Source organism: Vibrio ostreicida (assembly GCF_013074385.2).
In the GTDB taxonomy this organism is placed as follows: domain Bacteria; phylum Pseudomonadota; class Gammaproteobacteria; order Enterobacterales; family Vibrionaceae; genus Vibrio; species Vibrio ostreicida.
The window spans coordinates 19,806-45,220 of the sequence record NZ_JABEYA020000012.1; the positions used below are offsets into that span (position 1 = coordinate 19,806).

Annotated in this window: 18 protein-coding genes; 9 read left to right on the forward strand and 9 right to left on the reverse strand. The window is 44.5% G+C overall.

The genetic code is table 11. The features are described from left to right. Window positions 1-125: 125 nt before the first annotated feature. From HLM86_RS14760 to nspC, 3 genes are all read left to right on the forward strand, one after another. A complete protein-coding gene (locus HLM86_RS14760; RefSeq protein WP_076587644.1) occupies window positions 126-3,014 on the forward strand; it encodes a pyridoxal phosphate-dependent class III aminotransferase in 2,889 nt (962 codons plus the stop codon). Window positions 3,015-3,027: 13 nt separating this feature from the next. Continuing rightward, on the forward strand, window positions 3,028-4,272 hold the full coding sequence (locus tag HLM86_RS14765; protein ID WP_076587646.1) for a carboxynorspermidine synthase: 1,245 nt from the start codon (window positions 3,028-3,030) through the stop codon (window positions 4,270-4,272). Between the two features lie 78 nt (window positions 4,273-4,350). Next, window positions 4,351-5,484, forward strand: coding sequence for a carboxynorspermidine decarboxylase (gene nspC / locus HLM86_RS14770; protein WP_076587648.1), 1,134 nt, complete (start codon window positions 4,351-4,353; stop codon window positions 5,482-5,484). Between the two features lie 209 nt (window positions 5,485-5,693). Here nspC and HLM86_RS14775 read toward each other — a convergent pair whose 3' ends face one another. Further along, window positions 5,694-6,596: a DUF3943 domain-containing protein gene (locus HLM86_RS14775; protein WP_170883575.1), complete on the reverse strand. Its 903-nt coding sequence runs from the start codon at window positions 6,594-6,596 to the stop codon at window positions 5,694-5,696. 192 nt (window positions 6,597-6,788) lie between these two features. Between HLM86_RS14775 and HLM86_RS14780 the strand changes: the two genes are divergently transcribed. Beyond that, window positions 6,789-8,033: a CinA family nicotinamide mononucleotide deamidase-related protein gene (locus tag HLM86_RS14780; protein WP_076587652.1), complete on the forward strand. Its 1,245-nt coding sequence runs from the start codon at window positions 6,789-6,791 to the stop codon at window positions 8,031-8,033. Between the two features lie 233 nt (window positions 8,034-8,266). Next, a complete protein-coding gene (locus HLM86_RS14785) occupies window positions 8,267-8,518 on the forward strand; it encodes a 30S ribosomal protein S6 modification protein (protein WP_076587654.1) in 252 nt (83 codons plus the stop codon). 41 nt (window positions 8,519-8,559) lie between these two features. Here the strand turns inward: HLM86_RS14785 and yfaE are convergent, their stop codons facing one another. The 4 genes from yfaE to ubiG all read right to left on the reverse strand — a co-directional run bounded on the left by yfaE (window position 8,560) and on the right by ubiG (window position 13,502). Then, window positions 8,560-8,838, reverse strand: coding sequence for a class I ribonucleotide reductase maintenance protein YfaE (gene yfaE / locus HLM86_RS14790; RefSeq protein ID WP_076587656.1), 279 nt, complete (start codon window positions 8,836-8,838; stop codon window positions 8,560-8,562). Further along, window positions 8,838-9,971, reverse strand: coding sequence for a class Ia ribonucleoside-diphosphate reductase subunit beta (nrdB, locus tag HLM86_RS14795; protein ID WP_076587658.1), 1,134 nt, complete (start codon window positions 9,969-9,971; stop codon window positions 8,838-8,840). The genes yfaE and nrdB overlap by 1 nt, the downstream gene beginning before the upstream one ends. A 76-nt stretch (window positions 9,972-10,047) precedes the next feature. After that, window positions 10,048-12,330, reverse strand: coding sequence for a class 1a ribonucleoside-diphosphate reductase subunit alpha (gene nrdA / locus HLM86_RS14800; RefSeq protein ID WP_170883576.1), 2,283 nt, complete (start codon window positions 12,328-12,330; stop codon window positions 10,048-10,050). Between the two features lie 461 nt (window positions 12,331-12,791). Beyond that, window positions 12,792-13,502 (reverse strand): bifunctional 2-polyprenyl-6-hydroxyphenol methylase/3-demethylubiquinol 3-O-methyltransferase UbiG, encoded by a 711-nt coding sequence (ubiG, locus tag HLM86_RS14805; RefSeq protein ID WP_170883577.1) that lies wholly within the window; start codon window positions 13,500-13,502, stop codon window positions 12,792-12,794. Between the two features lie 285 nt (window positions 13,503-13,787). On the opposite strand from ubiG, the gene gyrA reads away from it, so the two are divergent. Together gyrA and HLM86_RS14815 are read left to right on the forward strand one after the other, a co-directional pair. Beyond that, on the forward strand, window positions 13,788-16,490 hold the full coding sequence (gene gyrA / locus HLM86_RS14810; protein WP_076587664.1) for a DNA topoisomerase (ATP-hydrolyzing) subunit A: 2,703 nt from the start codon (window positions 13,788-13,790) through the stop codon (window positions 16,488-16,490). 751 nt (window positions 16,491-17,241) lie between these two features. Then, entirely contained in the window at window positions 17,242-19,125 is a 1,884-nt protein-coding gene (locus HLM86_RS14815; RefSeq protein ID WP_076587666.1) for a methyl-accepting chemotaxis protein, read from the forward strand. Between the two features lie 220 nt (window positions 19,126-19,345). On the opposite strand, the gene HLM86_RS14820 is transcribed toward HLM86_RS14815, so the two are convergent. From HLM86_RS14820 to HLM86_RS14830, 3 genes are all read right to left on the reverse strand, one after another. Then, window positions 19,346-20,449 (reverse strand): phosphoribosylaminoimidazolesuccinocarboxamide synthase, encoded by a 1,104-nt coding sequence (locus HLM86_RS14820; RefSeq protein ID WP_076587668.1) that lies wholly within the window; start codon window positions 20,447-20,449, stop codon window positions 19,346-19,348. A 222-nt stretch (window positions 20,450-20,671) separates the two neighbouring features. Next, window positions 20,672-21,067: a SulA-like leucine-rich domain-containing protein gene (locus HLM86_RS14825; protein ID WP_170883578.1), complete on the reverse strand. Its 396-nt coding sequence runs from the start codon at window positions 21,065-21,067 to the stop codon at window positions 20,672-20,674. Window positions 21,068-21,297: 230 nt separating this feature from the next. Further along, window positions 21,298-21,999 carry a glycerophosphodiester phosphodiesterase family protein gene (locus HLM86_RS14830; protein WP_170883579.1) on the reverse strand — a complete coding sequence of 234 codons (702 nt, stop codon included), beginning with the start codon at window positions 21,997-21,999 and terminating at the stop codon, window positions 21,298-21,300. Window positions 22,000-22,130: 131 nt separating this feature from the next. Here HLM86_RS14830 and HLM86_RS14835 point away from each other — a divergent pair, with 131 nt between their 5' ends. Continuing rightward, entirely contained in the window at window positions 22,131-23,021 is an 891-nt protein-coding gene (locus tag HLM86_RS14835) for a DMT family transporter (RefSeq protein ID WP_170883580.1), read from the forward strand. 91 nt (window positions 23,022-23,112) lie between these two features. Next, window positions 23,113-23,886, forward strand: coding sequence for an MBL fold metallo-hydrolase (locus HLM86_RS14840; protein WP_076587674.1), 774 nt, complete (start codon window positions 23,113-23,115; stop codon window positions 23,884-23,886). Between the two features lie 160 nt (window positions 23,887-24,046). Here the strand turns inward: HLM86_RS14840 and HLM86_RS14845 are convergent, their stop codons facing one another. Then, entirely contained in the window at window positions 24,047-25,168 is a 1,122-nt protein-coding gene (locus HLM86_RS14845; RefSeq protein ID WP_076587676.1) for a GGDEF domain-containing protein, read from the reverse strand. Between the last annotated feature and the right edge of the window lie 247 nt (window positions 25,169-25,415).

A 25,415-nucleotide genomic window follows, 5' to 3' on the forward strand; every position in this document is an offset into this window, starting at 1 on the left:
TGCGAAGCTGTGGTTAAGCCAATCTAAATCTCATTAAGGCCACTGGTCTGCCTAGGTTGGTTTTGCACCTGTTGTTAGCAATGATAAACGCTATTAAATAGCGTTATACTTCAAGGGATTCAATCATGAGTACAGCCTTTGATGTCGATAATTCGGCAATATCGACCCCATTTTCTACCCATATTCCAGCGGCCGATGGCCTGTATGACCTTACGCCTGATCGTGTTCTTCAGGAGCAGGCTGAGCATGAATCTGCGGTTCGTTCATACCCGCGGCGTCTGCCTATTGCGATTAAGCAAGCTTATGGTGCACTTGTTGAAGACACACGAGGCCAGCTTTTTCTCGATTGTCTTGCGGGTGCGGGTACACTTGCTTTGGGGTACAACCATCCCGAGATCAACCAAGCGTTAAAGGAGCAGCTCGATTCTGGGTTGCCTTATCAAACGCTTGATATTGCAACTCAAGCGAAAACGCATTTTATCAAGACGGTTAAACATTTCTTGCCACAAGAGTTGTCCGATCACTGCGTTATTCAATTCTGTGGCCCTTCTGGTGCCGATGCTGTTGAAGCCGCAATTAAATTAGCGAAACAAACCACGGGCCGAAACACCATGTTTGCCTTTCGAGGGGCTTACCATGGTATGACAAATGGCACCATGGGAATGATGGGAAATCTGAGCACTAAAGCGCGTCGCACGGGTTTAATGTCCGATGTCCACTTCATGCCTTTTCCCTATGCACTTCGTTGTCCATTTGGTCTGGGTGGCGATGAAGGGGCAAAAGCGAGTATTCGTTATATTGAGCGCTTACTGCAAGACGATGAATCGGGCATCATGAAACCAGCGGCGATGGTTGTTGAACCTGTCCAAGGTGAAGGTGGTGTTATTCCCGCACCCGCATTTTGGCTTCGTGAATTACGCAGAATCTGTGATGAGCACGGTATTTTACTTATCTTCGATGAAATCCAATGTGGTGTTGGAAAATCCGGCTACAACTTTGCTTTTGAGGAATCTGGTATTGTTCCAGATGTTTTGTGTTTGTCTAAAGCGATCGGCGGCGGTATGCCGATGTCATTACTCGTTATCAATAGGCAACACGACACATGGAATCCGGGAGAGCATACGGGGACATTTCGTGGCAACCAGCTTGCCATGGTCTCTGGAGCCAAAGCATTAGAGATTATTGAACGCGATAATTTAGTCGAACATGCCAATATTGCAGGTCAATATTTCCGTCACGGGTTAGAAGCCATTCAGAAACGTGTGGATTGCATCGCAGAGGTACGCGGCAAAGGTTTGATGCTCGGTGTTGAAGTGCGTAAGCCCGGTTTTGAACGCAACCCGTTTGGGGAGCCTATGTCAGATGGTGAGCTTACATTAGGTATCCAGCGTGCAGCATTAGAACGCGGTTTGATTGTTGAGAAAGGGGGTCGTGATGGCTCAGTTATTCGCTTTTTACCGCCTCTAATTATCTCTTTCGAACAAATTGATTTTGCTTTACGTGTTCTTGAAGAAGCCATCATAGCGGCAGGGGGCCATCATTTAGAGCCTGAGTCTTCCAATGCGCAGTGGAAGCAACACTTTATCCAAACGGGTGAACAGGGCAGTGATGAGTTTAGTAAAGTGATGAACCATTGCACCGCTGCAATGAAGTCAGTTTTTGAGCAAGTGAGTGCCCCTTATTCTGGCCTAGAACCCCGTTTTCTCGAGCAAGCTGTCAACGAAGTTGATTTAGACAGTAAAAATGCATCATTGATTGATGTGATAGGTGAGACGGCTGAACTGGTTGCCAAAAACTCTATTTTTGTCCAGCACCCCAACTGTATTGCACATCTGCATACACCGCCATTGATGTCTTCTGTGGTGGCTGAAGCTATGATCGCGGCCCTCAATCAATCGATGGACTCGTGGGATCAAGCCTCCGCGGCCACCTATGTTGAGCAGAAGGTGGTTGATTGGATGTGTGATAAGTTCCGTTTGGGGAAAACATCGGATGGCGTTTTCACCAGCGGAGGGACGCAAAGTAATCTCATGGGTTTAATGCTTGCGCGTGACTGGATCGCAGACAAAATTGATCGTCATTCCATTCAAAAGCGGGGCCTACCCGATTACTCGGATAGATTACGTATTCTGTGTTCGAAAAAGGCACATTTTACGGTGCAAAAGTCGGCGTCGCTGCTTGGACTTGGCGCAGATTCAGTACGATGTGTTGAGGCCAATGAAAACGGCACTATCCAGCTTGATGCGTTAGCTCATGAACTGGAAGTCATGAAATCGGAACAATTGATTCCATTTGTCGTTGTGGGTACAGCGGGGACGACGGATCATGGTGCGATTGATGACCTTAATGCCATCGCAGATTTGGCTGAAACGAATGGCCTTTGGTTCCATGTTGATAGTGCTTATGGTGGCGCTCTTATTTTGAGTAGTCACAAATCGCGGCTTGAAGGGATTGAGCGGGCTGACTCTATCAGTGTGGATTTCCACAAACTGTTTTTCCAAACCATTAGCTGTGGTGCGATATTGCTAAAGGAAAAATCGAATTTTCAGTACCTGTTGCATCATGCGGACTACTTAAACCGAGAACACGATAAATTGCCCAATTTGGTTGATAAGTCGATGGCGACGACAAAACGATTCGATGCGTTAAAAGTCTTTATGACGATGCAAAACGTGGGGCCAACCGTCCTAGGTGAGATGTATGATCATCTTCTCGAACAAGCTCAGAAAGTCGCAGGCTTGGTGCAGGATCATGAAGGTTTTGAACTATTGGCTGAGCCTTCATTATCAACGATCTTGTTCCGTGCAGTCGGTCATTGCACTGAAGATGTCGATGAATTGAATAAAACACTTAGGCTCACAGCGCTCACGCGCGGCATTGCCGTTTTGGGTGAAACGGTCGTGGATGGAAAGTCAGCGCTTAAGTTCACAATTTTAAACCCATGTTTGAAGATGTCGGACTTCGAGTCTTTGCTGAGTGAAATTAACAAATTAGTGTCTGAGCTAAAAGGATAAGGTAACGAAAACTATGGCAGTTCTACAAATTGGTGCAGGTGGTGTTGGTTGGGTGGTTGCACATAAAGCGGCTCAAAACAATCCAATATTGGGTGATATCACCATCGCTTCTCGTACGATAAGTAAATGTGAAAATATCATCGCATCTATTCGAAAAAAAAATAACCTGAAAGATCCATCCAAAAAGTTGCAAGCTCGTTCAGTCAATGCTGATGATGTGGACGCTTTGGTGGCGCTGATCGAAGAAGTTCAGCCTGATCTTGTCATCAACGCGGGACCTCCATGGGTTAACATGGCCATTATGGAAGCGTGCTATCAAGCAAAAGTTTCTTACCTAGACACATCGGTCGCCGTTGACCTTTGCTCTGAGGGCCAACAAGTTCCTCAAGCTTATGATTGGCAATGGGGCTACCGTGAAAAGTTTAAAGATGCTGGGATTACCGGAATTCTTGGAGCGGGCTTTGACCCGGGTGTGGTGTCTGTTTTCGCGGCTTATGCGGTTAAGCACTTGTTCGACGAAATCGACACAATAGATGTTATGGACGTCAATGCGGGTGATCACGGTAAGAAGTTTGCGACCAACTTTGATCCTGAAACCAACATGTTAGAAATTCAGGGTGATTCTTTCTATTGGGAAAACCAAGAATGGAAACAGGTCCCATGCCATTCTCGGATGCTTGAATTTGATTTTCCAAACTGTGGCTCTCACAAAGTCTATTCCATGGCTCATGATGAAGTCCGCTCGTTGAAAGAATTCATTCCAGCAAAACGCATTGAGTTCTGGATGGGGTTCGGTGATAAATACCTAAACTATTTCAATTGTATGCGTGATATCGGTTTATTAAGTCCAGAACCGTTAACCCTACATGATGGTACAGTTGTCCAGCCTCTGCATGTCCTTAAGGCGCTGTTACCTGATCCGACATCTTTGGCACCCGGCTACACGGGCCTAACGTGTATCGGCACTTGGGTTCAAGGCAAGAAAGATGGCAAGCAACGCAGTGTGTTTATCTACAACAACGCAGATCACGAAGTGGCCTACAAAGACGTTGAACATCAAGCTATCTCCTATACAACAGGTGTGCCCGCCATTACAGCGGCTCTTCAGTTTTTCAAAGGAGCGTGGGCAGAGAAAGGCGTGTTTAATATGGAGCAATTAAACCCGGACCCGTTCCTCGATACTATGCCTGACCTAGGGCTGGACTGGCAGGTTATGGAATTAGAGCCCAGTCAGCCAGTGATTCATGCTCTGAAGTGATGGTTTCGCTCCCCCAAGTGACATGACAAGAATAAGCCGATGCGTACGCGTCGGTTTTGTTCCATTTAAGGTAATACAATGAGAAAAAGTGAATTAGAAACTCCGTATTTTATGATCAACGAAGAGCGGCTGGTCGAGAACCTAGAAAAGGCAAAGCACCTAAAAGAAATGTCGGGGGTTAAGCTGGTTTTAGCCTTGAAGTGTTTCTCGACATGGGGTGTATTTGACATTATAAAACCGTATTTAGACGGTACGACAAGCTCGGGGCCGTTTGAGGTTAAGTTGGGGCATGAAACCTTTGGAGGGGAAACTCATGCATACAGTGTGGGTTACAGTGAGGGCGATGTCCGCGCAGTGGCTGATATTTGTGACAAGATTATCTTCAATTCGCAAAACCAACTTTCCAGCCATCGCCATATCGTTGAAGGAAAAGCATCTCTGGGATTGCGTTTAAATCCAGGAGTGAGCTACTCTGGTCAAGATTTGGCCAACCCAGCGCGGCAATACTCTCGTTTAGGCGTTCAAGCCGACCATATAGACCCTGAAGTGTTTCACGGTATAGATGGTGTCATGTTCCACATGAACTGTGAGAATAAAGACGTTCATGCCTTTATCGAACTGCTTGATTCAATCTCAGACAAGTTTGGGGACTATTTTGAGCAGCTTGATTGGATCAGTCTTGGGGGAGGCGTGTTCTTTACTTGGCCGGGTTATGACATTGACACCCTTGCCCTCGCCCTAAAAGCGTTTTCCCGAAAGCATAATGTTCAGCTATATTTGGAACCGGGTGAGGCCATTATCACTCAAACAACCGATCTTGTTGTGACGGTCGTTGATATTGTCGACAACGTAAAAAAAACCGCCATCGTTGACTCTGCAACAGAAGCCCATCGTTTAGATACGCTTATTTACAATGAACCAGCCTCCATCAAAGAGGCGACTGACAGCGGTGAACATCAGTATATCATTGGTTCATGCTCTTGCTTGGCAGGAGACCAGTTCTGTGTCGCCAATTTTGAAAAGCCGCTGAGTATCGGACAGCGACTGCATGTGATAGACAGTGCTGGCTATACCATGGTTAAGCTGAATTGGTTTAATGGACTAAGAATGCCTTCAATATACTGCCAACGTAGCAATGGAGAGATTCAACAGCTCAATGAGTTTTCCTACTCTGACTTTAAGCGTTCGCTCAGCCAAACGTCGGTTAACTGACAAGGTTCGAGTCGCAGATATGATTTGGGTGGCCAATACGTCACTGAGAAGTTAGAGAAATCTCATTTTTTAGGTGATGACCCAGTTGAGAGAGCATTCAGTGCTGAGCGGCATCTGTGATTATTGGATTTACCAATCAGGTCAGATGCATCAGCGGTACTGTTTCGCCGCTCTTTGACGGGGGACGGCAACGGTGTATTCCGTAAGGACTAGAAACTTATGATCACTTGTGCGCCATAAAAAATATGGTCAGAATGGGCTCCAGCATCAAGGGCAAATTGGGCAGCATCTTGATTACCAAACCAAGGCTTGCTGCTGTATTGAAACTCTGCGGAGCCGCCCCACGCGTCGCTTACCCAGCCGTGGATATGCCCAACGGGGTTAAGGAAAAATAAGGTCACGTCTCCGGCTGTTCGAGAGCCCCAGACTTCTCTACCAGTGGTAATGATATCTTGTTCGGCCTCGAACATTATTTCTCCGACCACCGCACCAAAGAAAGGGGTAATGAAGAGATCTTGCCATGAAGGGATTTCTGCAAACGCTTCGACACCATATTCCCAAAAGAAGGTCGACATCGTGGCCGAATAGAGAAATGACTCGAACTCATTAAAGCCAGAGTGCCTTGCCGCGGTATAGTAAACACCACCAAAGTAAGGGTGCATCACATAATTTAAGAAGTGCTCGTCTCGGTCCCAAGTTGGGCCCGAGGACACATTGTCCACCCACTTGGACCCCAAGCCACTGAGGTCCCTATCTTCCTCATCCCATTTGGTGACCGATTCAGGCAAAAGTGTCATCAAACCGACCGTCGCAACACTGAGCCCTAATATGGTGTAAGTTTGTCCTTTGAGGTAGTTCCAATCTTTGTCATCTTTTACCGTAAGGTAACGAGGGAGGGGCGGTTCTTCGAGCTTTAAGTCATTTTCTGTTAAACCTAAGGCATAACTCTTGCTAGGATTATAAGAATAATTGAAAAGTGGGTGGTTTTCGTTTTCAGTCGTATGTTCAAAATAAGTGGTATTATCAGCAGAGCCCATCAAATTTTCAGCGTCATTGGCATGGGCATTGGAAGTCGTGAACAAGATAAAAGCGATGATGTATTTTCGGTACACGGATATACTCCACAGTCTTGTGTCTTACAACATTCAGGTGCACAATTATCCATCAAAGTATGAAAAATGGAAACCGGAAATTGTTCTGAATAAGAAGCTTAACGGTTTTTGATACTCTAAAAATCAAACTCATCATTATAAATGATAGTGACTGTGATTAGGTTAAAAGAGCGGCCTGACAAGGAAAGGGATATGTTAAAAATAGCGATGTTAAGTACCGGAGAGGAAGTGCTCCATGGTGATATCGTAGATACAAATGCAGCGTGGTTGTCTGAACAATTCTTTGAACAAGGATTTTCTTTATCGAAGAGATCGACCGTCGGGGATAGTCAGGCGGCATTGGCTGAAGAATTGCTGATGCTGAGCTTCAATAGCGACGTGGTCATTGTAAATGGTGGCTTAGGGCCGACATCCGATGATTTGAGTGCAGAGGCTGCTGGACAGGCTGCTGACAAACCTTTGATGTTATTTCCCGACTGGTTAGAGAAGCTTGAAAATTTCTTTGCCGCTCGCGGTATATCAATGCCGGAATGCAATCGTAAGCAGGCAATGCTACCACAAGGTTCGGTGATACTTGATAATCCAATCGGAACGGCTTGCGGTTTTTTAATGCGCTTTAATGAGTGTGATTTTTACTTCACCCCTGGGGTGCCTGATGAGTTTAAACTGATGGTTGAATCTCAGGTGTTGCCGCATTTAAAACAAGAACACACAACGCAGGTTGGTTTAGAGTGCAGTAAACTTCATACATTTGGCACTTCAGAATCCGCGTTATCGGATCAACTGGACAGATTGCAACTCCCCGAAGGTTACTTTGTTGGCTACCGTTCGTATCTGCCTTACATAGAAGTAAAACTGTTTGGGCCAAAAGGTGATCTCCAAAGCCGAATCAAATTATTGCAGATGATTCACAATCTAATCGAGAGTAATGTCGTGAGCGTAGATGAATCGATGCAAGATCATGTTGGTCATTTAATTATTGAGCGAAAATTGTCGATTTCTACAGCAGAGCAGTCAACGCACGGAGCTTTGTCACACTGGTTACATTCAAATGAAAAAGCAGCCGAATACTGCGGGCATGGTTGGGTGTTAGGAAATAAAGTCGACTTGGGGAGTAGCACTGACACCGATGATTTGGCGGCCGCCTTTGCTTTAGCTGGGGCAACCAAAGACAAATGTGCCACCGACATTGCCATTTCAACGGGGAAAGTCTCTGAAAATGCTTTCTCTGTCGCGATCTCCACCCGAGAAGGGGAATGGGGGCAAAGGTTAGTGTTCAATCGACCTTATAAACGTGACCAACAAACGTTGATTATTTCTACGGTTGCGGCTGATATGCTAAGGCGGTATTTATCGGGTAAGCTTATGTTTCCAGATTACAGTTCACTCAAACGAGATAAAGAGATGTATGTCCCGATCAGTGTAATTTCTGATTAGACCAAACTTTTAGGCATGTCAAACACCCGTCAATACGCATAACGGGGTAAGTGAATGAATCGTTTTGTTATTACGTGTGAGCGATAACAATTTTTTCTTAGAAGAAAATCGTCTATCGCTTAAAGCGATGATTTTAAATAGAAGCCCAATTTCTGGCCAATTTGCTGCGTGCATTTGTTTTATTAGCGCTTAAAATGAGTACTCATCTCGGGTTTCACTCAAGGGAGGGCAGCATGTTCCATCATTCAAAGATTTTGGTTTGGTATCAGGTAGCAAGTCAAAAAGTTATTTTGGGAGAGGCACTTAGTGGCGATAAGCAGGATGTAATCTCCATGTGGTTGAAGGCACCTGAAGAGGAAAATCAAGCCAAGTCATTAGGCTATCGCTTATCTTTGTTTGATGATGATGGAAGGGAGATCGCGGACAAAGCGGTGTCTATGCTTACCGCCGATGAATTACTATCCGGCATTCAGCTGCGAGTATGATAGTGACAAAAAACCCGACGTAAAGCATCGGGTTTTCGTCGTCATGCAGATTGTTCTTTTAGCGCGTAGTTAACGTCGACAATTTCGACATCAGATTTTGCCTTACAGATGCAAGGCAAAATTTCATTCTCTAATGTATATGCCATTGCAAAACCAACGTACTCAACATCGCCACTGACTAACTGACATCGACATGCTCCACAGTGGCCGTCACGGCAGTTGTACTCAGGTTGGAGCCCAGCTTGTTCCATGGTTTCCAAAATTGTATTCGATGGGTTGGACTCAATTGACGCTGAATCGTTGATCTTAATTCGTGGCATTACAATTCAAACCCTTCAAAGTCATCTGCCGCGACTTCATTGTCTATTTGGCCGACTAGATAAGAAGAAATTTCCGCTTCTTGTGGCGCTACCTGTACGTTGTCAGAAGAGAGCCAAGCATTGATCCATGGAATGGGATTGGTGGTGGCTTCTGGATAAGCTGTCGGCAATCCGACCGCTTGCATACGGATATTAGTAATGTATTCGACGTATTGGCTTAGGATATCTTTGTTCAGTCCAATCATCGAGCCATCTTTAAATAGGTATTCTGCCCATTCTTTCTCTTGTTCCGCCGCCTCTTTAAACAAATCAAAACATTCTTGCTTTGCTTCTTCTGCAATCTGCATGAAAGCGAAATCATCCTGACCATTACGTAGCAGGTTGATCATGTTTTGAGTTCCAGAGAGGTGCAATGCTTCATCACGGGCAATCAATTTGATTATTTTTGCATTACCTTCCATCAGTTCACGTTCAGCAAAAGCGAAAGAACAAGCAAAGCTCACATAGAAGCGAATCGCTTCCAATGCGTTGACTGACATCAAACAAACATAGAGTTTCTTCTTAAGCTCGTGCAAACTGATATCGACTGATTGGCCATTGATTTCATGTGTCCCTTCACCGTAACGATGGTAATCATTCGTCATTTGGATCAAGTCATCGTAGTAGTGCGCAATGTCTTTTGCACGCTTAAGAATGTGCTCATTTTCAACGATATCATCAAATACTGCGCCCGGCTCATTCACTATATTGCGTATAATGTGAGTGTAAGAACGTGAATGAATGGTTTCTGAGAATGACCATGTTTCGATCCAAGTCTCCAACTCAGGCAATGAGACCAGAGGGAGTAGGGCAACATTGGGGCTGCGGCCTTGGATAGAGTCTAATAAGGTTTGATATTTCAGATTTGAGATGAAAATGTGTTTTTCATGATCAGGAAGTTTATTGTAATCGATACGATCGCTCGATACGTCCACTTCCTCGGGGCGCCAGAAGAAAGAAAGTTGTTTTTCGATGAGTTTTTCGAAAATCTCAAACTTTTGTTGGTCGTAGCGCGCGACATTGACCGATTGACCAAGAAACATGGGTTCTTTTAGTTGGTCATTTTTAGTCTGATTAAAAGTACTGTAAGCCATGATGCCTCAATTCCTTTTACGCCTCTCATCTGAGAGGCATACGATAGTCTGTTTTACTGATTATGAATGAGTAAGGTTAAATCTTACAACCGCCGCCTTCACAATCTTCATCTTGTGGTTGTACTGCGTCTTTCTGGTCGTCTTTAGCACCATCTCGCGTATTATGATAGTAAAGTGTCTTTACTCCGAATTTGTATGCTGTCAGCAGGTCTTGCAACAATTTCTTCATTGGTACTTTACCGCTTTCATAACGAGCGGGATCATAGTTTGTGTTGGCTGATATCGCTTGATCGACGAACTTTTGCATAATCCCAACGAGGTGCAGATACCCGTCGTTTGAGCCTATGTCCCAAAGAAGTTCATAATTTTCTTTCAGGTTAGTGAAATCAGGCACCACCTGTTTAAGGATGCCATCTTTAGACGCTTTAACTGAAACATACCCTCTTGGTGGCTCAATACCATTGGTCGCATTTGAAATCTGGGAAGATGTTTCAGAAGGCATCAGAGCGGTCAGGGTTGAGTTACGAAGACCATGCTCCATAATTTCTTCACGCAAGCTTTGCCAGTCGTAGTGAAAGGGCTCATCACAGACCAAATCGACGTCTTTTTTGTATGTGTCGATCGGCAATAAACCTTTAGCATAGTTTGTCTCATCAAATGATGGACACCTGCCTTGCTCTTTGGCCAATGCGACTGACGCTTTCAATAGATAGTATTGGATAGCTTCAAAGGTACGGTGGGTCAAGCCATTGGCACTGCCATCGGAGTACTTCACCCCATTCTTGGCTAGATAATAGGCATAGTTAATGACGCCAACCCCTAAAGTACGGCGATTCATTGACGATTTGTAAGCCGCGGGTAATGGGTAATCCTGATAGTCAAGTAGGGCATCGAGAGCACGAACTACGAGGTCTGACAGCTCTTCGAAATCGTCTAAGGATTTAATCGCACCAAGGTTGAACGCAGAGAGCGTACACAGCGCTATTTCGCCAGAGTCATCTTCTACATTGGTCAAAGGTTTTGTTGGCAGCGCAATTTCCAAACAGAGGTTGGACTGGCGGACAGGCGCAACGGCAGCATCAAATGGACTATGAGTGTTACAGTGATCAACATTCTGAATGTAAATGCGCCCAGTTGAGGCGCGTTCTTTCATCAGAATAGAGAACATCTCGATAGCTTTGACGCTCTCTTTTTTGACGGTTGGATCGTTCTCGTATTTGACATACAAACGTTCGAACTCATCTTGATTCTCAAAGAAAGCATCGTAAAGACCCGGTACATCTGAAGGCGAGAACAGCGTGATATTTCCGCCCTCAACGAGGCGTTGATACATCAACTTATTCAGTTGGACACCATAGTCCATATGACGAACTCGGTTTTCTTCAACACCACGGTTGTTTTTAAGCACCATCAGTGCTTGAGACTCGCCATGCCACAATGGATAGAAAACAGTGGCTGCGCCACCGCGAACCCCGCCTTGTGAACAACATTTAACGGCGGTTTGAAAGTATTTGTAAAAAGGAACACAGCCAGTATGGAACGCTTCACCATTACGGATCTCAGATCCAATCGCGCGAATACGACCAGCGTTAATGCCTATGCCCGCACGTTGAGAAACGTAACGGACAATAGAACTTGCGGTGGCATTGATAGAATCAAGGCTGTCCCCACATTCTATAAGAACACAAGAACTGAACTGACGAGTCGGAGTTCGAACGCCAGACATGATCGGCGTGGGTAGGGAAATCTTAAAAGTGGATGTTGCATCATAGAAACGTTTGATGTAGCTAAGGCGCGTTTCTTTTGGGTAGTTTGCGAACAAACAGGCGGCAACCAGTATATATAGGAATTGAGCACTCTCGTAGATTTCGCCACTCACACGGTTCTGGACGAAGTACTTTCCTTCTAATTGTTTGACTGCAGCGTAAGAGAAATCAAGGTCGCGTTTGTGATCAATAAAATGGCCAAGCTCAACGAGTTCTGCTTGGGTGTAATCTTTCATTATGTGCTGATCATATTTTCCCATATCAACCAGACGAGCAACGTGCTCGTAAAGTGTGGGGGGCTCATATTGGCCATACGCTTTTTTACGCAAATGAAAAACAGCCAGCCGAGCGGCTAGGTATTGATAATCCGGTGTATCTTCAGAGATCAGATCGGCCGCTGACTTAATGATGGTCTCATGAATGTCAGTTGTCGTGATCCCATCGTAGAATTGGATGTGCGCACGAAGTTCAACTTGAGATACAGAGACATTCTCTAGGCCTTCCGCAGCCCAGGTAATTACTCGGTGGATCTTTTCCAGATCAATACTTTCTTTGCGGCCGTCACGCTTGGTAACGGTTAGTTGTTGGTTCATTCTGCTTAATTTCCCTAACAAAACTAATAAAAGCCGTATTTTCTTGTGGTTCTTGTAAAAAATGTTCCGGCTTTGTGATCAAAGTCTATCTATCTATTATAGTACAAACACAACATATAGGGGTTCATTGCTGTGTGACTTACAAGATAGTGCTATCGGGATGTCTTTTCAAGTTACAGTTCTGGGATGACTTGTGGATAACTAACAAAATTGAAAATTTCAGTAAGTAACCACTAACCGATGGGATTAGAGACCTATTGATTGTATAAAATTACCGTTTTGAGATCGGTTTAGAAGTAACCATAAACAAAAAAAAATTCCTTGATCTTTGAACAAACTTGGTCGTGATTATTTGGCTGGTTATTTTGGAATCATTCTTCTCTAAATTGTTCAAAATTTAGTAAAAAGCGGAGTCAGCTGAGCCTCCGCATTCTGAGAACTAGAGGGCGAAAAGTGTGGGTCTAGAAAGATTTTTGACTGTAAACAATGTAATTGACATCCACTTTGTGACCCAGTTTATATCGGTCGGTTAATGGATTGTAATGAAGTCCAGTAATGCCCATTTCAGTGAGGTCGGTTTGATCGATCATCTTAATCAGTTCAGCAGGTCGAATGAACTTGTCATGTTCATGGGTGCCCTCGGGAACGATACGCAGCAATTTTTCGGCACCAACAATGGCAAAAAGATACGATTTAAAGTTGCGGTTGAGTGTTGAAAAGAAAACATGGCCACCGGGTTTGACCAGTTGTGCACAGGATGAAATCACCGATTGTGGGTCAGGGACATGCTCTAACATTTCCATGCAAGTAACGACATCGTACTTACCTGCATTTTCTAGCGCGTGCTCTTCAATAGTACTCTGGATATAGGTCAACTCAGTGGCTGTCTCCAACGCGTGTAAACGGGCGACTTCCAGAGGTTCTTTTCCCATATCTAAGCCGGTCACTAGTGCCCCTTGTTTTGCCATGCTTTCAGCGAGAATACCGCCTCCACAGCCAACATCGAGTACAGTTTTTCCGAATAACCCTTGGGCATTATCAATGACGTAATCCAAGCGCAGTGGATTAATTTGGTGTAGGGGTTTGAACTCTCCTTCCAAATCCCACCAGCGTGAGGCCATTTCTGCAAATTTTTTTATTTCGTTTGGATCGACATTTTGTGACTGAATCATAACTACTCTATCTACTGTGAGACTTACGGCATGAGGCTAGCATTATAACGCTTAACGTTCACTCCGTCATAGACAGAATCACTTTTAACCAAGCTGATGTAAATATAACCATTATTCAGCAAGATAAACATAGAGTGTGCAAATTCTCAGCGTTTGATTCACTACCAAGCTCACAACCTGATAAAAGGTCAGGGAAAGTGATGCCGAACTGGGGATTTGTGTGTTATATTTTTGCACCTTAAACATATTGTAAATACGATATACAAATAGAGGGATATTGGCTCTATGAGCGATCTAGCTAAAGAGATCACGCCAGTTAACATTGAAGATGAGCTTAGAGGTTCGTACCTTGACTATGCGATGTCCGTAATCGTTGGTCGTGCTCTTCCCGATGTGCGCGATGGCTTGAAGCCAGTGCATCGACGTGTTTTGTTCGCGATGAATGTATTGGGTAATGACTGGAATAAACCATACAAAAAATCTGCCCGTGTTGTCGGCGACGTAATCGGTAAATATCACCCTCATGGTGATAGTGCTGTGTATGATACCATCGTACGTATGGCTCAGCCGTTCTCACTACGTTATATGCTTGTTGATGGCCAAGGCAACTTTGGTTCAATCGATGGTGACTCAGCGGCGGCCATGCGTTATACCGAAGTTCGTATGGCGAAAATCGCTCATGAACTATTGGCGGATCTTGATAAAGAGACGGTTGACTATGTGCCCAACTATGATGGCACCGAACAGATTCCAGCGGTCCTACCAACAAGAGTGCCTAATCTCTTAGTGAATGGTGCTTCAGGGATTGCGGTCGGTATGGCAACCAACATCCCGCCTCATAACCTTGGCGAAGTGATTGATGGTTGTCTTGCTTACATCAGCAATGAAGACATCACTATTGATGAGTTGATGGAGTACATCCCGGGTCCAGACTTTCCTACTGCTGCATTGATCAGTGGTCGGAAAGGCATTATAGATGCTTACAAGACAGGTCGTGGTAAGGTCTACATGCGCTCGAAAGCGGATATTGAAGCAGACAAGAATGGTAGAGAAACCATTATTGTTACCGAGATCCCTTACCAAGTTAATAAAGCTCGCTTGATTGAGAAAATCGCAGAGTTAGTTAAAGATAAAAAAGTCGAAGGTATCAGCGCATTACGTGATGAGTCAGACAAAGACGGTATGCGTATCGTCATTGAATGTAAGCGAGATGCGGTGGGTGAAGTGGTTCTGAATAACCTCTATGCGAACACCCAGCTACAAACCACATTTGGTATAAACATGGTGGCGTTGAACAATGGACAGCCACAATTGTTTAACCTTAAAGAAACTCTGAAATGTTTCGTTGATCACCGTCGTGAAGTCGTGACTCGTCGCACCATCTTCGAACTGCGCAAAGCTCGTGAGCGTGCGCACATACTTGAAGGTTTGGCGCTGGCACTGGCCAATATTGATGAAATTATTGAATTGATTCGTCGCGCATCAACACCTGCAGAAGCCAAAGCTGGCCTGACTGCTCGTGGGTGGGATCTGGGTAATGTGGCGAATATGCTGGAGCGCGCAGGTACTGATGCTGCTCGCCCAGAATGGCTCGAACCAGAATTTGGTATCCGTGATGATCAATATTTTCTGACAGAGCCTCAAGCTCAAGCCATTTTGGATCTTCGCTTACAGAAACTAACGGGTCTAGAACACGAAAAGATTCTTGATGAGTACAAGGTTCTGTTGGAAGAAATTGCCGAATTAATGCATATCCTTGCTAGTACTGAACGCCTGATGGAAGTCATCCGTGAAGAGCTGGAAGCAGTTCGAGACAGCTACGGTGACCAACGTCGCACAGAAATCACCGCGGCGATTCATGACATAGATATGGAAGAGTTGATCGCACGCGAAGATGTTGTTGTGACATTGTCACATGAAGGCTACGTAAAGTATCAGATTCTAAGCGATTACGAAGCCCAGCGCCGTGGTGGTAAAGGCAAGAGTGCCACCAAGATGAAAGAAGAGGACTACATTGAACGTCTTCTTGTGGCGAATACTCACGACAATATTTTATGTTTCTCTACTCGTGGAAAAACATACCGTCTCAAGGTTTATCAGCTTCCTTTGGCTAGCCGCACAGCTCGTGGTAAACCGATCGTCAATATTCTTCCTCTTGAAGACGGTGAACGTATTACGGCTATCTTACCTGTGAGTGAATTCTCTCCTGAGAAATTTATTTTTATGGCGACGGGTGATGGCACCGTTAAAAAGACATCATTAGACCAGTTTGCTAATGTTCGCTCAAATGGTCTTATTGCCCTCAACCTGCGTGAAGATGATTCGCTGATTGGTGTGGATATCACTAATGGGGACAGCGAAATAATGTTGTTCTCAAAAGCGGGTAAGGTAGTGCGCTTCAAAGAAGCGGAAGAGATCCCCGTTCTTGATGAGAATGGAAACCCAGTGCTAGACGAGCATGGGAAGCCGGAAATCAAGTTTAAGGGGGTTCGTTCTATGGGCCGGACGGCAGCCGGTGTTCGTGGTATGAAGTTGGCGGAAAATGATCAAGTGGTCTCGCTTATCATTCCATCAAACCAAGGTGATATCCTGACGGTAACGCAAAATGGGTATGGTAAGCGGACTGAACTGGCCGAATATCCGACTAAAGGCCGTGGAACTCAAGGGGTTGTGTCTATTAAAGTTTCCGACCGAAATGGCCCAGTTGTCGGTGCTGTTCAAGTTGAAGACGGCGACGAGATGATGATGATCACTGATGCAGGTACTCTCGTTCGGACACGCGTTGCTGAGGTGAGCCAAGTTGGCCGCAACACGCAGGGCGTGACACTCATCCGTACCGCTGACGATGAAAATGTTGTTGGCTTGCAGCGCATTGATGAGGTTGAAGAACTTGCTCCGTCTGACGATGAGGCCGAACAAGAAAGCAACGAGATTGTTGCAGATGATGCTAAGCCTACATCAGAAGCCGGGGAAGATGTGTCCGAATAACACATAATGGGCAGTAAACTAAACCGGGCCAAGAGCCCGGTTTTTTATTTTCAGACTTAAACGACTTACCTCAATAGGTAATTATTATCCGGTTAGGCCTTCCTTGTCGCTTTATCGATGTTAAATGCTTTCTGGATTTATAGCGAAGCCAAAGAAGCCAAATAACATGAGTACATATAATTAAGCCTCACACGCATTTTAAGATGTCGATATCCTCAGTTGGTGAGCATAATCCAAGGTGAAATAGCTTTAAAAGTATTCAATAGGTTTCGAGTTTGAGGAAGAATATCGTTGGGCCACCCTTTTGGCCAAGGGGCTATTTATCGATAGGGTCAGAGTGAATAAAGAAACCATTCGGACACGATGTTAAGGGTTCAAGAGAAGCAAGAGCGTTCTGAACAGCAACCGTTCGTTCTAGATAAAGCCGTCTTAAATGGGGCTTACATGAAATCCCCTTCTCTAGAAGGCCGTAATTTACATGAACCGGAAGGTCACTTATCTTACGAAATAAAACTATCTAACATATACAATTAAAAATTGACGCTATTGAAATATAAATGGAATGAATCTAACAAATTTAATAAAAACAATTAATCTAGCGTAATAATCAATGCTATTTATGACGGGCGCATGGCGTCAAAAAAATAACTTTATAACTATTAACATCGGATAAATAATATTACGTGCATGATGAGATAAATGGTTATAAAATTCGCAACTTCTGTCTGTTCCACAATCAATATTAAGAATTATGAAACTGTCACTCAAACAAAAATTTATTGGCGCCAGTTTATTGGCCGTCGTACTAATGGCAAGTGCCCTGACTTGGCTGTCTGCTGATCAACTGTTCAAACAAACTCGTAATGGCGTTTATGCTCGGGCTGAGAGCCTTGCGACAACCGCATCTGAGGGAATCTCGGACTGGATTAGTATCCGTAAAAACATCGCGAAGGCTTTTAATGATTACAGCCAAGAAACGGACATTGTTCCTTTTCTTCAACTTGCTCGCAAGGCGGGTGGTTTTGACGAGCTTTTCCTAGGTACGCCTCAAGGCGGAATGTATCGTTCACATCCAGAACGAAATCGCGCAGACTACGATCCTCGGGTTCGCCCTTGGTATAAAGATGCCAATTCAGCTGGCCGTCAGATCATTACGACCGCTTATCAAGATGCTATCACCAATGCACTTTTGGTTACGATTGCTGAGCCTGTGCGCCGCAATGGTCAACTTATTGGTGTTGTTGGTGCCGACGTGTTAATTGATCAGTTGATTGATGATGTCATTAGTCTTGATGCTGGTGAACGTGCTTACGCCATGTTGATTGATACTCAAGATGGAACGTTTCTAGCGCATCCTGATGAAAAACTGTTGCTTAAACCCGTCACTGCGTTGTCGAAAAAGTTAACGATGAGCATGATTGAAAAGGCGGCCGCTTCAGGCTCAATGGAAATCATTGAACGAAACGGAGAAGAAAAATTCTACTTCTTTAATAAGGTGCCTGATACACAGTGGATTTTTGCGATAGAAATGGACCGTAGCATTGAAGAAGCCGCGCATACGGAACTACTGGAAGACCTCTTCCTCACCGCCATTGTTATTACGATCATGGTGATTGGTCTTGTTTCTTGGCTCGTCAGCTTTTTATTCCGAGACTTAGGCCATGTTTCTCGTGCTTTAGAGGAAATTGCGTCAGGTGAGGGCGATCTGACTCAACGTCTCGAACCACGCAGCGATGATGAAGTGGGGCAACTCGCCACTAATTTTAATACCTTCGTTGGTAACATGCATGCCATGGTTTCTAAGCTTAGCCGTGTTTCAGCATCCCTGTCGGAGCAAGCAAAACATACCGCAGAGCAGGCTGAAGAGCGAAGTGCACGCATTCGTTTACAGCAAGACGAAGTCAATATGGTCGCAACGGCAATCAATGAGATGGCGGCGGCGACTCAGGAAATCGCGGGTAATGCGGACAATACTGCTCAAAATTCCACAGAAGCAGTGACCGCTTGCGTCCACGGCGGCGAGCAGGTCATCCAAACGCAAAATTCTATTCAGAATCTCGCGCAAGAAGTTCAGGTCGCGACGGGTGTCATTCAAGAACTGGAAACACATGGTAACAGCATCAGTACGATTCTATCGACGATTCAAGATATTGCTGAGCAAACCAACTTGCTGGCGTTGAATGCAGCCATTGAAGCAGCACGCGCGGGTGAACAAGGTCGAGGTTTCGCCGTGGTAGCCGATGAAGTGCGAGTACTCAGTCAAAGAACGCACGCGTCTACTAAAGAGATTCAACAAATGATTGAAACTCTGCAAGGCACAACCTCTAAAGCCGTTGGGATCATGGGGGACAGTCGACAACTGGCCGATACCAGTGTCACTGACGCAGATTCTGCAGCGATTAGCCTGACACAGATTCAAACCGCAGTTGAACAAATCAGCGATATGGCTACGCAAATTGCGTCCGCGGCGGAAGAACAAGCTTCTGTGACATCTGAAATTACCCGCAACACGGTGGGTATTCGAGATGTGTCGAATGAATTGTCTGATGAAGCACATGACGCAGCGTCTCAGGCGGCGCAGCTGTCAGAGCTTTCTTATGAACTTGAGCAAGAAATCGCGCGCTTTAAGTTATAAGGCAAACCAACTGAGTACTATTGGTGAAGATGTCAGTGTTTATACAGTGATGGAAGGCCAATCATCAAGAGACTCGGGATGTATCCTAAGCCCGGTTTGAAACCGGGCTTTTTCTATTCTGATGACTGTAATTGGATGTTAGCTAGATAGGCAATGCGGGCTTGGCACACCGACCAGACCGGAGAGATCGCCTAGACTGCGCCAGACGAAGACACAGTAATTACCTTATGAGTCCATATTTCTTATCAAGTATATTGATGATTTCTTGCTTTGGGTGGTCACTCATTTTAATGGGTCTGCCGATGATTTTTTCGGCTATATCAATGTAGGTGCGTGAAATATCGAGTAAGGCGTCGGTAGGAAGCTCATTATTACGCGCGAGAGCTAAGCGCTCTGACATGCGTTCTTTATTTAACAGGATGTCAGGGTCAGGGAAATAACGTAACAAAAACTGACGAAAACCTTCTTTAGAGTTTTCAACAATATGGCCCGCGTTATATTCATTTTCATCCCATATTCTTGAAGAGTCCGGTGTCCCGACTTCGTCCATGTAAATCATTTTCTCTCTACCGGTAGAGTCTTTTACATAGCCAAATTCAAATTTAGTATCAACAAAGATTTGTTCAACCTCAGCTAGGGCATTGCTAATGAGAACAAAGCCTTCTCTCAGCAATTTCTCATATTGAGCGATGTCGTCTTGATGAGAAAAATTGAATGCAGCAAAGTTTTGCTCGATATCGTGGCGTTCAATATTGACGTCGTCGGCTTCAGGCACGCCTGGAATGCCAGTTAAAACACCTTTCGTTGAGGGAGTCATGATCAACTCGGGTAACACTGTGTCTTTCTTAAGCCCTTCAGGCAACTCAATGCCACAGAATGTACGCTCGCCTTTTTCATATGAACGCCACATTGAACCAGTAATATACTGACGACAAATGGCCTCTATTTTTAGAGGTTTCGCTTTTTGTACAATCCAGACAAGTGGATGAGGAATATCAAGAATGTGGCTATCCGCTAAGCCATTTTTTTTGAAAAGTTCAAACCAATGATTGGAAATGGCGTTGAGAGCCGCCCCTTTACCTGGCACCCCTTTGAGTCCCTCTTGACCGTGCCAAATACAGTCAAAGGCAGAAATTCTATCACTGATTACCATAATAGCTAAAGGGGCATCAGCGGCAACATCGTACCCTTTTTCTTTAATTAGTCGTTGGCTATCCTCTTCAGTCAACCAATAGACCGAACGGACTTTTCCGCTGTGGACGGGTTTCAGAGTGCGAATGGGAAGATCATCATTAATGGCAAGAACTTGATCAGCAAGACTCATTGAGGCATACCTATGTTTATCAAAAGTGAAAGGTTGGCTTGGAAAGGCAAGCGGTTATGCTTGGATGATACCAGAACTTAATCAAGCTTTCAGGTAAAAGGCAAACGATTGCCTTTGCTGTGACAAGATTAATATTGAAATCGAGGAACGAGGGCGTTGTCTTGGTTTCTCTATGATGAGGAATCGAGCCTTTGTTATCCATCGTGCGTTTGTATTGCCTGATTAGTGATAGTGATTCGCGCCGCTTTCGACAAAAAACACCTCGCAGTGATACTGGTTAGCTAAATTGTGCAGCCAGCTTCGTTCGATCTGAGTAATATTATCCGATGCGACAATAGCACTAGCGTTTCCTGATTTAATCGCTTTCGCCACTATATCAACTTCAGATAACCGTTGTGAGGGTTTCATTTGGAGAATTTTTTTACACAGGACTTTATACGAAGAAAACTGATTGTAGTCAGGGCGAGGGCATTCAGCGGTAAACAGAATCCATTGGTCACTATGCGATAAACCTGCTAGTCGGTTGAGCGTTGAGGGCGGCATCATCATGGGCTGAGTTGATTGGGCCAAGACGTTAAATTTTGATATGGGTCTATTTTCCGAGTGAGCCTGAAACATGGATGCTGTCCTTATATACATACTGTTTAAATATACAGTAGTTCATTTGCTCGGCTGGATCAACCTTGCGGGATGATTTTTTACCCAGCTTGAAAGAGGGATGATGTGTATTTGGTATTAACGTATTGATTCTTTTAATGTCTCTGTTTTTTCTCTCAGTCATCAATGAAGATCATCAAAGTCGCACGAATGGACGACTTCAAAGACGTGGAATAAAGAGAGGTCTTCCCTTATAAGAAACGCGCAGGATCGTCACTGAAAATCGCGTCAATATTCGTTAAACAGCGAATAGATTCGGGCTGATTGACCGTATAACACCAGACCTGATAACCGGAGGATTGTAATTGAGAAATCTGTTCTTGATTGACTCGCTGATAGTGAAGATTGCAACTAAATGCTGATATATCTTCGAGAAGTTGAATATCATTGGACGACAAAGACTCGGTTAACACCGCGAGGCGATAGTCAGGCAATCTAAGATGCAAGTGTCGCATGATGTCGTGATCAAAGCTTGATAGTATAATGGTGTCTGGGGCGGTTAGGTCAGATTCGAGAGTTTGTTTCACTAGACTGGCTACATTCAGTGTATCCTGATGGTCTACTTTGATTTCTATGTTCAGTTTGATGCCCAGTTGGCGAGAAAGTAGAAGTAATTCTGACAACGTCATTATTTTTTCGCCACGAAACCTTTTATCGAACCAATCCCCAAAGTCAAACTGACGAAGATCATCGAGGGTCAATTGGTCAATTCTGCCATGCCCATTGCTGCAACGATCAATCGTATAGTCATGACAAACAACCAAAATGTTGTCTTTGGTTGGTTGTACATCAACTTCAACCCATTCGAGACCGAGATCCGCGGCAGCTTGCACGCTTGAGCGAGTGTTTTCAGGGTAATATGCCGCGACACCACGGTGCCCTATAATCATCATATTTTTTCTCCAAACGTCGTGTAATAAAGATATAAAAGAGTTTACTTGGTATTTATAGACGAATCTGACATTATCAAAATGTACTGCAGTCGCAGAATCGTCTATTTCGTCAACCCTAGAGAGAATCACCATTGAATGCTGAAAACAGATCCGCATGGATACTCGTCGCCACCACAGCATTGGCGGGCTTGGGCTGGATATTCTCGAAACAAACCATTGAGGGTTTACCCCCATTTGGCTTTATTGGCCTGCGTTTTATCGTCGCTTCCCTTTTTTTGTTTCCCTTCTGCCTTAAATCATTCAAGCATATGACCGTGGTTCAATGTATGCAGGCAATGGGCGGTGGGTTCATTCTTGCTTTGGCTTTGCTGACTTGGGTTCATGCGATTGCCATCAGTGAGACGTTGGGAGAGGGAGCGTTTATTGTTAGCCTATCGATGATCATTGTCCCTATTGTGGCTTGGGCTCTGTTTAACGTGCGGCCAAAACGGGCGTTTTGGGTCGCTATGCCGATTGCGGTTTCTGGTCTCGGTTTATTATCTCTTCAAGATGGGTGGAATGGGGCCACAGGGCAATTATGGTTTCTGGCCAATGCGTGCCTGCTTGCACTTCATTTCAATGTCAACAGCCGTTTAGCGCAGTCTATGCCGATACTCATGCTGACTTGCATACAGTTGTTTGTTACTGGCGTGTTGGGTCTGCTTGTGTCGGTGATGTTTGAAGTTATCCCTGATCGTGTGGAGCTGAGTATTTGGGGGTGGTTTGCGGCCAGTGCCCTTTTGGCAACGAGCTTGCGCTATGTTATGCAAACGCTAGGGCAAAAACATAGTCAACCAGCGAATGCAGCGCTCATTATGCTTCTAGAACCGATTTGGACCGTAATACTGAGCATCTTAATGTACGGGGAGTCCTTGTCTGTCAATAAACTGTTTGGCTGTGGCCTTATTTTATTGGCTTTGCTGTTATACCGTACTGACGGACGATTGTTTCGATGGTCAGGCATAAGACGCAATGTGAGATAGCGCCAAGGTCACAACGTAGAGTTTTTACTCTTTTCATTTGGTCTCGTATTGCTAAATTGAATCATTAGTACGAGGCTAAATAGGTTTTGAGATGAAACTACATACGATTCAGGGTTATATCCAAACAATGTATTTGGCTGAATATTCAGATAAGCTCATGTTGCTCGATGGGGCGAGTCGGGCAGATATCCCTTTTCTCAAGCACTATATTACTCATACGATGGGTGTACCCTTTACGAGATTGAAAATGGTTGTCGTGACTCATATGCACCCAGATCACGCTGGAGGGGCCCATAAACTCAGAGAGCTAACAGGATGTAAAATCGTTTCTGCGGAAAAGGAAAAGCAGTGGTACAGTGGTTTTGTCGGTATTGTGATGCACTTAACGGATGTCGCTTTGGCGGGTTGGGTCGCTTCTCGAATGAAAAAACCAAAACGCAGACTTTGGTATCCAAGATATCTCTATCCGGATCTTACTCTAAAAGATGGTCAGGCAATCCCAGGGTTTGAAGATTGGGAAGTCATGGAAACGCCGGGGCATACTGACAGAGACCTTTCTTTGTATCACCCCCAACAGCGGCTGCTTTACGTCGCCGATCTGATTGTTGAAGTTAAAAAGCGACTTATCGCTCCATTCCCTATTTTCCATCCTAACAAGTACCGTCAATCTCTCGAGCGGGTCTACCAAATGTCGCCTAAAACTTTATTGTTGGCTCATGGGGGAGAAGTGAAATTGACCCCGACGTCTTACCAGTATTTACTCGACGTGGCTCCGATAACACCAACGACACACTGGCGGGCCACAAAGATAAAGTTAAAAAGTCTCTTGGGCGCGGTGTGGCTATTTGGGGTGAGCGATAAGTAGCGTTATTTGTAGCGCCTTTGTTGGAGGGGCTAACCTTGATGGCTGATTTGGGGGGGGGGGTGGGTCTGATGTAAGCAGTCGATGGGAGAAATGGACTATGTATTTCAGTGTGCTTCCCCATGTACATGACGGATTTTTTTAGATACGGCAAAAACAGTATTCACTGTGAACTCGATTTTTTACTTTTGGGGGTAATATAGGTCAGCGATGGGTTGCTCTTTTCAGCATGCGTGACTGATTTTTTGAGATACATATCCTTATCCGCTCTCGACAATGTATCTCGACAGGAAAGGTAATTTGTAGGGCCAGACTGGGCGATTCCTATGCTCAAAGAAACATCTTTGCGCATGGCCTCAAGTTTTTCCAATAGCCTTGGGATGTAGTTTAAACTGGCATCTTCTTTTGCACAGTTGGGCATAACCACAACAAACTCATCGCCCCCCATGCGAAAACACAAATCCACACTTCGAGACACCCCTCGCAGGCTGTCCGATACCGCGATGAGCACGTTATCGCCGTGTTCATGTCCGTGCAGATCATTGAACGCTTTAAACGCATCGATATCTATGTATAAGAGCGATATGGGTTCGCCTCTTTGTCTTGACTCTAGAAATAACTTGCTTGAAAATTCCTCAAACGCCCGTTTGTTATAGAGATTCGTGAGTGAATCAAGGCGAGTCATTTCCTTGAGATCTTTGGTTCTTTCTAATACGATTGACTCTAAGTCAGCGACATAGCTATTGGATTTGTTTCTTTCAATTTCAATTTCGTTCATCATACTTTTAATATAAGTATCAAAAACATATGAAACATCAAAGTCTATCAGTCTCTCAAGGATGCCACACAGTTTATCGGCATAGCTTTCGTCGTTGATATTATTCTTTATTCGTAGAATGAGCGTGTTTTTGAGATAATTGACCGCTGAGAGGTACAGCTTGGGATCGATGCCAATTCTTTTATGGACCAAACCAATCCTTAACCTGTGTTCAACGTAATCCAGATCGATATCCTTACTAAATAAATCAATAATATACTGCCTGAGCGCCGCAATGAGGCGTTTTAGCGTGCCTGAATCACCAATTAACGTTTCCACATCTGGTGTGTGAGTTTGGTGTTCGTAGAACTCGTCCACAATTTGGTCCAATTCTCGACTGATGATGTTTTTAATCGAATGTATCTCGCAGAGATCGCTAGGTGTTAGCCGAAATAAGCGTAACCTCTGCATCAACTCGTTATCAGAGATATGTTGCTGTTCGACTAAAGACTTATCAGTTATTCGCATGAGTGAGTCAAATGTGAGTTCCACTAATTAAATTATACATCAGAATGCATATATTTCTTGTTTTATGAGTGTTTGTCACCATTGCGACGATCCTGAGACCAATTTTGGGGCAATAACACGTGTTCTAAATAACCATAATTTACGATTATTCATGACGTTGAGTGGGATTGATATGAGTTATTGAGTAAAGGGCTGATTGAAATTTTATGGAATCACGTTAATATGTGCAACAAGTGAAAATGAGATT

Bases quoted from the DNA above. Each gene is read 5' to 3' on its own strand.
- HLM86_RS14820 (WP_076587668.1), bottom strand. From the start codon at position 20,449: ATGAGTCTTGCTGATCAAGTTCTTGCCATTAATGATGATCTTCCCATT.
- HLM86_RS14840 (WP_076587674.1), top strand. From the start codon at position 23,113: ATGAAACTACATACGATTCAGGGTTATATCCAAACAATGTATTTGGCT.
- yfaE (WP_076587656.1), bottom strand. From the start codon at position 8,838: ATGCCACGAATTAAGATCAACGATTCAGCGTCAATTGAGTCCAACCCA.
- HLM86_RS14825 (WP_170883578.1), bottom strand. From the start codon at position 21,067: ATGTTTCAGGCTCACTCGGAAAATAGACCCATATCAAAATTTAACGTC.
- HLM86_RS14760 (WP_076587644.1), top strand. From the start codon at position 126: ATGAGTACAGCCTTTGATGTCGATAATTCGGCAATATCGACCCCATTT.
- HLM86_RS14780 (WP_076587652.1), top strand. From the start codon at position 6,789: ATGTTAAAAATAGCGATGTTAAGTACCGGAGAGGAAGTGCTCCATGGT.
- HLM86_RS14845 (WP_076587676.1), bottom strand. From the start codon at position 25,168: ATGCGAATAACTGATAAGTCTTTAGTCGAACAGCAACATATCTCTGAT.
- HLM86_RS14765 (WP_076587646.1), top strand. From the start codon at position 3,028: ATGGCAGTTCTACAAATTGGTGCAGGTGGTGTTGGTTGGGTGGTTGCA.
- HLM86_RS14830 (WP_170883579.1), bottom strand. From the start codon at position 21,999: ATGATGATTATAGGGCACCGTGGTGTCGCGGCATATTACCCTGAAAAC.
- gyrA (WP_076587664.1), top strand. From the start codon at position 13,788: ATGAGCGATCTAGCTAAAGAGATCACGCCAGTTAACATTGAAGATGAG.
- nrdB (WP_076587658.1), bottom strand. From the start codon at position 9,971: ATGGCTTACAGTACTTTTAATCAGACTAAAAATGACCAACTAAAAGAA.
- HLM86_RS14815 (WP_076587666.1), top strand. From the start codon at position 17,242: ATGAAACTGTCACTCAAACAAAAATTTATTGGCGCCAGTTTATTGGCC.
- nrdA (WP_170883576.1), bottom strand. From the start codon at position 12,330: ATGAACCAACAACTAACCGTTACCAAGCGTGACGGCCGCAAAGAAAGT.
- nspC (WP_076587648.1), top strand. From the start codon at position 4,351: ATGAGAAAAAGTGAATTAGAAACTCCGTATTTTATGATCAACGAAGAG.
- ubiG (WP_170883577.1), bottom strand. From the start codon at position 13,502: ATGATTCAGTCACAAAATGTCGATCCAAACGAAATAAAAAAATTTGCA.
- HLM86_RS14785 (WP_076587654.1), top strand. From the start codon at position 8,267: ATGTTCCATCATTCAAAGATTTTGGTTTGGTATCAGGTAGCAAGTCAA.